The 10,391-nt window shown below is 42.7% G+C and carries 10 protein-coding genes and 1 pseudogene; 5 read left to right on the top strand and 6 right to left on the bottom strand.

What is annotated here, in order from left to right; translation table 11 throughout:
- Window positions 1–135 precede the first annotated feature (135 nt).
- The 4 genes from nadE to C1E58_RS02630 are packed head-to-tail and all read right to left on the bottom strand — an operon-like array spanning window position 136 to window position 4,001.
- Window positions 136–960, bottom strand: a complete 825-nt coding sequence (gene nadE / locus C1E58_RS02645) for an ammonia-dependent NAD(+) synthetase (protein WP_105209235.1) — start codon at window positions 958–960, stop codon at window positions 136–138.
- A 12-nt stretch (window positions 961–972) separates the two neighbouring features.
- Window positions 973–2,433 (bottom strand): nicotinate phosphoribosyltransferase, encoded by a 1,461-nt coding sequence (locus C1E58_RS02640; protein ID WP_105209234.1) that lies wholly within the window; start codon window positions 2,431–2,433, stop codon window positions 973–975.
- Window positions 2,434–2,486: 53 nt separating this feature from the next.
- The gene (locus tag C1E58_RS02635) at window positions 2,487–3,131 is read right to left on the bottom strand and encodes a prepilin peptidase (protein WP_105209233.1); all 645 of its coding nucleotides are present in this window, start codon (window positions 3,129–3,131) and stop codon (window positions 2,487–2,489) included.
- Window positions 3,132–3,182: 51 nt separating this feature from the next.
- Window positions 3,183–4,001, bottom strand: a complete 819-nt coding sequence (locus C1E58_RS02630; RefSeq protein ID WP_105209232.1) for a cation diffusion facilitator family transporter — start codon at window positions 3,999–4,001, stop codon at window positions 3,183–3,185.
- Window positions 4,002–4,122: 121 nt separating this feature from the next.
- On the opposite strand from C1E58_RS02630, the gene C1E58_RS02625 reads away from it, so the two are divergent.
- Together C1E58_RS02625 and C1E58_RS02620 are read left to right on the top strand one after the other, a co-directional pair.
- On the top strand, window positions 4,123–4,641 hold the full coding sequence (locus C1E58_RS02625; RefSeq protein WP_105209231.1) for a TetR/AcrR family transcriptional regulator: 519 nt from the start codon (window positions 4,123–4,125) through the stop codon (window positions 4,639–4,641).
- 9 nt (window positions 4,642–4,650) lie between these two features.
- On the top strand, window positions 4,651–5,205 hold the full coding sequence (locus C1E58_RS02620; RefSeq protein WP_105113374.1) for a tRNA (mnm(5)s(2)U34)-methyltransferase: 555 nt from the start codon (window positions 4,651–4,653) through the stop codon (window positions 5,203–5,205).
- A gap of 15 nt (window positions 5,206–5,220) precedes the next feature.
- Here C1E58_RS02620 and C1E58_RS02615 read toward each other — a convergent pair whose 3' ends face one another.
- On the bottom strand, window positions 5,221–6,000 hold the full coding sequence (locus C1E58_RS02615) for an ABC transporter ATP-binding protein (RefSeq protein ID WP_105209230.1): 780 nt from the start codon (window positions 5,998–6,000) through the stop codon (window positions 5,221–5,223).
- A 132-nt stretch (window positions 6,001–6,132) separates the two neighbouring features.
- On the opposite strand from C1E58_RS02615, the gene C1E58_RS02610 reads away from it, so the two are divergent.
- The 3 genes from C1E58_RS02610 to C1E58_RS02595 all read left to right on the top strand — a co-directional run bounded on the left by C1E58_RS02610 (window position 6,133) and on the right by C1E58_RS02595 (window position 10,059).
- Complete coding sequence (locus C1E58_RS02610) at window positions 6,133–7,467, top strand: hemolysin family protein (protein ID WP_105209229.1); 1,335 nt, start codon at window positions 6,133–6,135, stop codon at window positions 7,465–7,467.
- 640 nt (window positions 7,468–8,107) lie between these two features.
- Window positions 8,108–8,899, top strand: coding sequence for a pyruvate formate-lyase-activating protein (pflA, locus tag C1E58_RS02600; protein ID WP_105209227.1), 792 nt, complete (start codon window positions 8,108–8,110; stop codon window positions 8,897–8,899).
- Between the two features lie 188 nt (window positions 8,900–9,087).
- Window positions 9,088–10,059, top strand: a complete 972-nt coding sequence (locus C1E58_RS02595) for a glycoside hydrolase family 3 N-terminal domain-containing protein (RefSeq protein WP_105209236.1) — start codon at window positions 9,088–9,090, stop codon at window positions 10,057–10,059.
- 133 nt (window positions 10,060–10,192) lie between these two features.
- Here the strand turns inward: C1E58_RS02595 and C1E58_RS02590 are convergent.
- Window positions 10,193–10,391 (bottom strand): annotated as a pseudogene (locus C1E58_RS02590) (transposase); the annotation flags it as partial.

The following is a 10,391-nucleotide window of genomic DNA, read 5'->3' as shown; positions in this document are numbered from 1 at the left end:
AATCATCAACGATTTCAAGAACGCAACAACGGCCTTGCCCCTCTTGAAATGAGGAACAAGGCCGTCGCCTAATCTTTTATTATTTCATTGTCCACTTGACAGGGAGCAGTTCACCTATCGTCAGGGGATATTTGTTTATTTCCAAAAGTCATCAAAAATAGTAATTGGTAGATGGCGTTTGTGGGCTGTTCTATTCCACCATCCTTCGATAATGGTTTGGGCTTGAGGGTCGATGGTTTTGCCTTCTAGATAGTCGTCAATTTGGTTATAGGTAACACCAAGAGCGACTTCATCCGCTAGGCCTGGTTTGTCCTCTTCCAAGTCAGCGGTAGGGACTTTGAGGTAGAGTTTTTCATCTGCTCCCAAGGCTGCTAGAAGTTGCTTACCTTGACGCTTGTTAAGGCGGAAGAGGGGCAGGATATCTGCACCGCCATCACCGTGCTTGGTGAAGAAGCCGGTAATATTCTCGGCGGCATGGTCGGTTCCGATCACAGCTCCCTTGCGTTCGCCGGCAACTGCATACTGGGCAATCATACGCATGCGGGCTTTAGCATTTCCCTTATTAAAATCAGACATAGAAAGCCCGTTTGCATTGACAGCAGCCACCATAGCATCTGTAGATTCCTTGATGTTGATAGTTAGGCTGACATCTGGTTGAATAAAGGCTAGGGCTGCCTGAGCGTCAGACTCGTCAGCCTGCACGCCGTAAGGGAGGCGGATAGCGATAAATTGGTAAGAGTCGTCGCCTGTTTCCGCCCGCATTTCTTCCATGGTCAGCTGGGCCAAACGACCAGCCAAGGTCGAATCTTGGCCACCAGAAATCCCCAAAACATAGGTTTTCAAAAATGGGTGTTTTTTCAGGTAGTCTTTGAGAAAGTCGATGGAGCGACGGATTTCTTCTTTAGGGTCAATGCTTGGCTTGACACCTAATTCTTTGATGATTGTTTCCTGTAGGGTCATAACATACCTTTCTTAAATGGATTTAGCCTGGCTTTGCTTGCGAATGCGGTTGATGATGTTCATCTTGTTATCCCAGACATCCTGAGCCAAATCAACTGGATAGAGCTGTGGATTGAGGACCCGTTTGTATTCATCCCAAAGCTTGTCAAATTCCTGATTGGCATAGTTCTGAATGTCCGCTAGGCTTGGAAGTTCATAAACCTGTTTGCCCTCTTCAAAAATAGGAATGAGAAGGGGACGGGCGTCGAAGTTTTCCACGGTCTTGTTGATGTAGGTATAGGTTGGGTGGAACATATAAATGCTGTCCATTTGGCTGACATCTGTATCCGCAAAGGTGATATAGTCGCCCTCAGACTTGCCCTTTTCTTTGGATGTAATTCGCCAAACTTGTTTTTTACCTGGCGTTGATACTTTTTCAACGTTTGAAGACAGTTTGATGGTATCTCGCATTTTTCCATTTTCATCTTCAATGGAAACAATCTTATAGACAGCTCCCAAGGCAGGTTGGTCATAGGCAGTAATCAACTTAGTCCCCACTCCCCAGACATCAATTTTAGCCTTTTGCATCTTGAGGTTGAGAATAGTATTTTCATCCAGGTCATTGGATGCGTAGATTTTTGCTTCCGTAAAGCCGGCTTCATCCAACTGTTGACGGACCTTTTTGGAAATATAGGCCATGTCGCCTGAATCAATCCGTACGCCCTTAAAGTTGATTTTATCGCCCATTTCCTTGGCAACCTTGATGGCTGCAGGAACACCGATTCGTAGGGTATCATAGGTATCCACTAGGAAGACACAATCATGATGGGTTTCCGCATAGGCCTTGAACGCCTTGTAATCATCTCCGTAGGTTTGAACAAGGGCATGGGCGTGGGTACCAGCGACAGGGATGCCGAAGATTTTTCCAGCTCGAACATTGGATGTTGCAGAAGCTCCGCCGATAAAGGCTGCACGAGTCCCCCAAATAGCAGCATCCATTTCTTGGGCACGACGGGTTCCAAATTCCATCAGCATCTCATCTTCAATGACTGCCTTGATACGACGGGCCTTGGTAGCAATCAGGGTTTGGTAGTTGACGATATTGAGGATAGCTGTTTCAATCAACTGGCACTGGGCAAGCGGGCCCTCAATTTGCATGATAGGTTCGTTGGCATAAACCAAGTCGCCTTCCTTGGCAGAGCGAACCGTCAAGTTCATTTCAAGGTTTGCCAAATAGTCAAGGAAATCCTGTGGATAGCCCAATTCAGTCAGATAATCAATATCCGTCTGGCTGAAGGAAAGATTGTTGAGGTAGTCTACGACACGCTCCAAGCCAGCAAAGACGGCATAGCCATTTTTAAAGGGCTGAGAACGGAAATAGACTTCAAACACGGCATGTTTGTTGTGGATCTTTTGATTAAAATAGACCTGCATCATATTGATCTGATAAAGATCGGTATGCAGGGTTAAACTGTCATCTGTAAAAACTGTCATAGCTTTCTCCTTTATTCTTTCTATTATACCAAAAAAATCGATCCAGGCTCGATTTAAAAGGTGATAGTAATGATAAGACTGGCTAGAAAGAGAAAAGGTACATAGGGTAGAGATTTAGGTTTAAAGATGAAAAAGATAGCCAGTCCTAAGATGGAACTAATCTGGATAATCCAGAGGATTTCGGTCACGCCAAACAAAAGGGAGAGGCTTGCCAGGTAGAGAAAATCGCCAGAACCAATATTGAGTTGCCATTTTTCAGTCAGATAGGCCAGAACCAAAAGAACACAGAAGAGCCAGTTGAGCTGGGAGAGTATCAGAGCTATAAAAGTAAAAACGAGCCAGACAGCAAAAGGATATTCCTGATGTTTGATGTCGTAAATGGCCAAAACTAGTCCTGCCAAAATGAGAATGGTTTGGGCAAGAGATAGAATTTGAAAATGGCAGAGCAGGACCAATAGGCCAGCTAAGAACTCCAGTCCCAGATACCAATAAGGTATTTTAGACTTACAATAACGGCATTTAGATTTTGTGGAAAGCTGAGAAATAATAGGAACTAAATCCCAGGCCTTGAGCCGTCGCTTGCAGGCATTACAGTAACTAGAGGGGGCGATAATGGGCTGTTCAGGGAAACGGTCGATGACCAAACCCAAGAAGGAGCCGATAGAAGCTCCAAGGAAAAATAGGATAATTGTCTTCATACCTATTTATTCGTATTTGGGCAGGGAAAATGTGAAGCTTTTTAAAATTTTTTACAAAATTTCGATGGTGCTTTGGATAATACCAAAGGTGATAAGAGAATTCCGTATTTTTGCTTTGGTCTTGTCTGTTACAGCAGGATTTGTCAGTTTGACCGTCACAGTCGCACAATGTTCATATCCATCCATGGTCCAGACATTCAGTTGAGTGATTTCGTGGACATTTTCAAGAGCCAGGAGGACTCCTTTCACTTCTTCAAGGTTTACTCCTTGCGGACTTGTTTCAAGTAGAATCTTGACATTGTTCCAGGCTTTTGGCAGGGCTTTGGAGAGGATGAAGATAGCAATACAGAGCGAGAGAAGTGGGTCTAGAAAGTACCAATCAGTAAATTGAAGAATGATGGAAACAAGGATGACCGCCAGCCATCCCAAAATATCCTCTAAAAAGTGCAAGCTGAGAATGGATTCATTATGGCTATGGCCATTTTTTACAATACGGGAAGCAAGGAAATTGATGATGACAGCTATAATCCCAAGTGCCAGCATCCCAGCTTGATTGACAGGCTGGGGATGGAAAAGATTGGGAATGTTTTCCACAAGGATTAAGCTGGAGCCGATAATCAGAATGCTAGAAGTCAAGAGAGCGGCCAAAATATTCCATCTCTTGTAGCCAAAAGGATAGTTCTTGTCAGCAGGTTTGTTGGCATAGGTTTGCATGATGGCAGAGCTTCCGATGGCGAGAGCGTCACCCAAATCATGAACAGCATCTGCTAAGATAGCGCTAGAACCAAAGAGCCAGCCAAAGATAAACTCGATGATAGAAAAGCTGAGATTGAGGAGAAAAGCGATAAATGTATTTTTAGAAGATGACATGAGATTCCCTTTCTGTGTTATACTGTTTATAGGTTTATTATGTACTGTAATGAGCCGAAAAACTAGAAACAAGAGAAACGGTTTGTCTTTTTCTGAACAAATTGTTTGAAATGTACGAAAAATGGATAGACGAATTGCAAAAACAAAAAGAGCTATTTTTCAGGCTTTTTTGACCTTATTAAATGATAAGGGCTATGACGAGATGCGCGTGCAGGATGTTATTGACCTGGCAGATGTGGGGCGTTCCACTTTCTATGCCCACTATGCCAGTAAGGAAGCTTTATTAGAAGAACTTTGTCATGACCTCTTTCACCACTTATTTACAGGTCGTGAAGATGCGGATGTGAAGACCTTGTTGGCCCATATTTTCAAACACTTTCGGACCAATCAAGACCGAGTTGCCAGCCTTTTATTGTCCCGCAATGCCTATTTTCTAAGAGAACTGGAAGCGGAGTTGAAACACGACATTTTTCCAAAAGTGGTTGAGGACTACATGCAGGGCAAGGGGAATCTTCCAGAGGATTTGCTGGTGCATTTTGTTGTGACCACTTTTGTGGAGACGGTCAGCTGGTGGTTGCAGCAACGCAAAAAGGTGGACGAAGCCACCTTGACCGAATATTATGTAAGATTATTAGCTTAAGGAGTGAAAATGCTTAGACCTTTACACATGGCTCATGCCTTTTTAGATGAAATTTTAACCGACCAGGACCTAGCGGTTGATGCGACGATGGGAAATGGCCATGACACACTATTTTTAGCCCAGCGAGCAGGAAAAGTGGTGGCCTTTGATATTCAGGAACAAGCCCTGACCACAACGGCTGAAAAACTAGAAAAAGCTGGCTTGACCAATGCCCAATTGGTTTTGACTGGACACGAAAACCTAGACCAGTATGTGGAGGAGTGCAAGGCAGCCATTTTCAATCTGGGCTATCTTCCTTCGGCGGATAAGTCTGTCATCACCCTGCCTGCAACCACCCTTCAAGCTATTGAAAAAGTTCTTGACCGACTGGTTGTTGGGGGGCGCCTAGCCATCATGGTTTATTATGGACATGAGGGTGGGGCGGTTGAGAAGGATGCTGTCTTAGACTTTGTCAGCCAGCTAGACCAGACTGTCTTTACGGCCATGCTCTACAAACCGCTTAACCAAGTCAATACCCCACCATTTTTGGTGATGGTGGAACGATTAAAATCCAGCTCAAACTAGGGCTGGATTTATTTTTTATAATATGGGCTTAATAAACAATCTTCCCTCACCCAAGTCAATCAATTCTACCTGATTACCATAAAAATCACTGAGGAGTTCAGGTGTCAGGATATCTTCTTTGGGACCCTGTGCCAATACCTTGCCGTCTTTGAGCAGGAGGACATGGGTAAAATTGTTGTCAATCTCTTCTGCATGGTGGGTGACGTAGATAATAGCTGGAGCCGTTGGGAGTTGGCAGATATGGTCGATGTGATGGAGCAGGCGTTCACGGGCTAGCAGGTCCAAGCCGACAGTTGCTTCGTCTAAAATCAAAATAGCCGGCTCTTCCATCAAACTGCGGGCAATGAGCAGGAGTTGGCGTTCACCCTGTGACAAACTAGCATAGGTCCGACCGATCAAGTGGTCAGCTTTGATGGTTTTGAGCATGTCTATGGCTTCATCCAATTCAGCTTGACCGTATTCACGGTAAAGGATGGAGGATTTGTATTTTCCAGTCAAGACAATCTGCTCAGCTGTCAAATCAATGGGAAATCGTTCGGCTAGAAATGAGCCTACGACGCCAATCTTAGTGCGAAGGCTAGGAATATCTCCCTTACCAAACTCCACTCCAAGAACCGTCAAGTCACCAGATGTCTTCCAAAACTCAGCCATTAAAATGCGAAGAAGTGTAGATTTTCCAGCACCGTTAAGGCCTAAAATAGCCCAACGCTCTCCCTTTCTAAACTCCCAGTTGATGTCTTCTAAAATAGTTTTCCCCTGTCGTTTGTAATGGACATTTTTCATTGAAATAACCATAGTCACTCTCCTATTCCTTTTGATTATTGTAACATAAAAGGGCAAGAGAGAGTATTTGTAACAAGAAATATGTTAAAATTTGGATTTTATGGTATAATAGGAATGTTATAAATTTTATTATAGGAGAACATCATGGAAGACCCTGGTAGTCAGACCATTTATTTACAACTGTTAATTTTATTCTTATTGACCCTGTTCAATGCCTTCTTTTCAGCATCAGAAATGGCTCTCGTATCCCTCAATCGCTCACGGGTGGAACAAAAGGCAGCAGACGGTGAGAAGAAATATATTCGCTTATTACAAGTTTTAGAAAATCCCAATAATTTCCTTTCAACCATTCAGGTAGGGATTACCTTTATTTCCATCCTCTCTGGTGCCAGCTTGGCCAATGATTTGGGAGCTGTTTTTGCCAAATGGATGGGGAACTCAACAACAGCCCAAACAGCAGGTTACTGGCTGGCCTTGGCTATGCTGACCTTTGTGTCCATCGTGCTTGGGGAATTGTATCCCAAGCGAATCGCTATGAATATGAAGGAAAATTTGGCAGTGGTCACTGCACCTGTGATTATTTTCCTAGGAAAAATTGTTAGCCCATTTGTTTGGCTCTTGTCAGCCGCTACCAATCTCATCAGCCGCATTACACCTATGAATTTTGATGATGCGGATGAGCAGATGACAAGGGACGAAATTGAATATATCTTGACCAAGAGTGAGCAGACCTTGGATGCGGAAGAAATTGAGATGTTGCAGGGCGTGTTTTCTCTGGATGAGTTGATGGCGCGTGAGGTCATGGTTCCCCGTACGGATGCTTTCATGGTGGATATTGAAGATGATACGGAAACCATTATGGCGGCCATCCTCAAACAGAATTTTTCTCGGATTCCAGTCTATGAAGGAGATAAGGATAACGTCATCGGTCTAATTCATACCAAGAAAATTCTATCCGCCGCATTTAGCAATGGCTTTGACAATCTCAATATTCGCCGTATTATGCAGGAGCCACTCTTTGTTCCGGAAACGATTTTTGTGGATGATTTGTTGACATCATTGCGAAATAGCCAAAATCAGATGGCTATCTTACTGGATGAATACGGTGGGGTTGCTGGTCTGGTGACTTTAGAAGATTTGTTGGAAGAAATTGTCGGTGAAATTGATGATGAAACGGACAAGACAGAAATTTTCGTTCGTGAAATTGCTGAGAATACCTATATTGTCCAAGGAAGTATGACCCTCAATGACTTCAATGAACATTTTGATACAGAGCTAGAAAGCGATGATGTGGATACTATTGCTGGTTATTATTTGACAGGTGTCGGCACCATTCCTAGTCAGGAAGAAAAAGTTACCTTTGAGGTGGACAGTAAGGACCACCATCTAGTCTTTATCAATGATAAGGTAAAAAATGGTCGGGTAACCAAGCTTAAAATGATGATGACACCTATTGTAGAGGAAGATTCAGAAGAATAAGAAAGGACCAGTTACTGCTAAGTAGCTGGTTTTAGATTATTCCAACAATCTGGGGGATACGAATAGTCCGGTGGAGTGGATTAAAACAGTCAGGGGAGTGACTGTTTTAACCCGAGCTATAAAATATAAAAGCGAGGCTTGTTTGGGGAACTGTTTCAGCCTGAGCCTGAAAACAAAAAAGCGAAGTACATCAGCTGGTCACCTAGAAATAAGAAAGCATTGAGTTATGCCTGCGGCTTTTGAAGCGAACTTGGTTCGCGCTATCTCCAGCCTTCAAAGGTTCCCCAAACCTTTTTGTAACGAACTTTGTTCGCCCTATCTCCAACCTCCAAAGGTTCCCCGAACCTTTGGAGCGAGTACTAAAAGTAAACGAAAAGACTATATTGACGAACTCTTTTTCAACCTGTTGCAATCTTTCCTCTGTTCCTTTCAAACTTGTTATTAGAAAATGAGAAGTGTAAAGAATTCCATATATATTCGAAGATAAAAGATGTTCAGTGTTTATCCAATCTCCAATGATTTCCAGATTCTTCGGAATAATTTTTCTTAGTGTAAATAGATTCGCTAAAACAGCGGTATGCAATAATAGGAGCGTTTTCAATTTTGTGATATACTATACCTATAAAGTGATGAGGTTGAGATTATGACAGAAATAGATTATCGTAAAGTCACAGGATTGGTTCATTCGACAGAAAGTTTTGGGTCAGTAGATGGACCAGGCGTGCGTTTTGTTGTCTTTATGCAAGGTTGCCACATGCGTTGTCAGTATTGCCATAACCCAGACACTTGGGACCTAGTTAATCCAGCGGCGACAGAACGTACTGCTGAAGATGTCTTAAATGAAGCGATGCGTTTTCGTATGTTTTGGGGCAAGGAAGGCGGTATTACCGTATCTGGTGGTGAAGCTACTGTTCAGATTGACTTTTTGATTGCACTTTTTACCTTAGCAAAAGAAAAAGGCATCCATACGACTTTGGATACCTGTGCACTGACCTTCCGTTCGACTGAGCGTTATTTGGAAAAATACAATCGCTTGATGGAAGTGACAGACTTAGTTCTTTTAGATATTAAGGAAATCAATTCAGACCAACACCGTATCGTAACAGGTCATAGCAATAAAACCATTCTAGAGTGTGCCCGTTACCTATCGGACATTGGCAAACCTGTTTGGATTCGTCATGTCTTAGTGCCAGGTTTGACAGACCGCGATGATGATTTGGTTGAATTAGGGAAATTCGTTAAAACTTTGTCTAACGTAGAACGTTTTGAAGTCTTGCCTTATCATAACCTGGGTGAATTTAAGTGGCGTGAGCTGGGCAGACCTTATCCATTGGAGGGAACCAAGCCACCGACAAAAGCACGTGTTGAAAATGCCAAGGCTTTGATGGAAACAGAATCTTATCAAGATTATCTAAATCGAATAAAAGGATAGTAAATGTGCGTAGAGCTAGAGTAAAAAAATATCTAGGTGTTAGAAAAACACTTTTAATATGTTTGTCGATTCTTGCTTTCTTGCCCCTGCTATATCTACTAAATAAAAGAGAAGGACAGTCTATCAACAGTCCTTCTTTTGTACCTGTTCAGGAAATTTCTGCTAAGGATAAGCGTATCTTTGACTATATGCAACAGATGACCTTGGAAGAGAAAGTTGGGCAGATGATTTTTGCTCGTGTACCTGAGGAAAATCAGTTGGATGACCTTTCTTCCTATCAGTTTGGTGGATATATCTTATTTTCACGGGATTATGAAGGTAAGACCTTAGAACAAGTCAAGGAAGAGATTGCAGGCTACCAAGCCAATTCCAAAGTACCACTATTGATTGCTTCTGATGAAGAAGGAGGAACGGTAACGCGGATTAGCCAGTTATTAGAAACACCCTTTGCATCGCCACTTGATTTGTACCAAACTGGTGGACTCGAGGCTGTTTTAGAAGATGCAAAATCAAAGACTACATTATTAAAGAATGTAGGTATTCATGCGGGATTCTTCCCCATCGCTGACCTATCTACCGACCCGTTGTCCTTCATTTATGATCGGACTATTGGGCAAGATGCTGCAGTGACATCAACCTATATCAGCCAAGTGGTTCAGCTCTTGAAGCAGGAACAATTTGCTTCGACCCTGAAGCATTTCCCAGGTTACGGGAATAATGCTGATTCGCATACGGATTTGGTCTATGACAATCGAAGTTTAGAAGAATTGCGGGCCAATGATTTTCTCCCCTTTAAAGCTGGTATTGAGGCAGGTGCAGACTCCATCATGGTCAGTCACAATATTGTACCTGCTATTGATGATGTCCCATCATCTATTTCACCTGAAATCAACAAACTATTACGTTCTGAGCTTGGCTTCCAAGGGGTCATTATGACAGATGATTTTGATATGTTGGGCCTATCACAATTCGTCGATCAGAATACAGGTGCCCTGCAAACTATTCAAGCTGGGACAGATATGATTTTGTCTTCAAGTTATGCCAGTCAAATACCTTATATTGTCGAACAAGTAAAGGCTGGTACAATTACAGAGGATCGGATTGACCAATCCGTCAAACGAATTTTGGGAATGAAATACGATCTTGGCTTAATCAAATAAACAAAGAAAGAGGCTGGGCAAAAACTAGCCAATAACTAGCCAATAACTAAAAAATACACAGACAGATTGAGCTGATTTTGATGAAATCCAGCCGAACTGTCTGTGTTTTTCTTTTTATCTCTATTATCTTGGACTAATTTCTTAGCCAATTTCGTGAGATTCATACTCATTAGGAGGAAGCCTATCTCGGTTTCAACCACTTTTTGACCTCTGACATGAACTCTGCGCACGCCAAAAACACCCTTCATCCTACCAAATACAGGTTCGACATCCACCTTGCGTTTGGCATAAATGCGGGCTCCCTCTTTACTTGTCAATTCCTCTTTGACTAA

This window comes from Streptococcus suis, from assembly GCF_002964575.1.
GTDB lineage: Bacteria > Bacillota > Bacilli > Lactobacillales > Streptococcaceae > Streptococcus > Streptococcus suis_R.
Note: the sequence above shows the minus strand (reverse complement) of the source record. Positions and strands in the feature narration are given on the sequence as shown.

Bases quoted from the DNA above. Each gene is read 5' to 3' on its own strand.
- C1E58_RS02640 (WP_105209234.1), bottom strand. From the start codon at position 2,433: ATGACAGTTTTTACAGATGACAGTTTAACCCTGCATACCGATCTTTAT.
- C1E58_RS02625 (WP_105209231.1), top strand. From the start codon at position 4,123: ATGGATAGACGAATTGCAAAAACAAAAAGAGCTATTTTTCAGGCTTTT.
- C1E58_RS02610 (WP_105209229.1), top strand. From the start codon at position 6,133: ATGGAAGACCCTGGTAGTCAGACCATTTATTTACAACTGTTAATTTTA.
- C1E58_RS02620 (WP_105113374.1), top strand. From the start codon at position 4,651: ATGCTTAGACCTTTACACATGGCTCATGCCTTTTTAGATGAAATTTTA.
- C1E58_RS02630 (WP_105209232.1), bottom strand. From the start codon at position 4,001: ATGTCATCTTCTAAAAATACATTTATCGCTTTTCTCCTCAATCTCAGC.
- C1E58_RS02635 (WP_105209233.1), bottom strand. From the start codon at position 3,131: ATGAAGACAATTATCCTATTTTTCCTTGGAGCTTCTATCGGCTCCTTC.
- C1E58_RS02595 (WP_105209236.1), top strand. From the start codon at position 9,088: ATGCAACAGATGACCTTGGAAGAGAAAGTTGGGCAGATGATTTTTGCT.
- nadE (WP_105209235.1), bottom strand. From the start codon at position 960: ATGACCCTACAGGAAACAATCATCAAAGAATTAGGTGTCAAGCCAAGC.
- C1E58_RS02615 (WP_105209230.1), bottom strand. From the start codon at position 6,000: ATGGTTATTTCAATGAAAAATGTCCATTACAAACGACAGGGGAAAACT.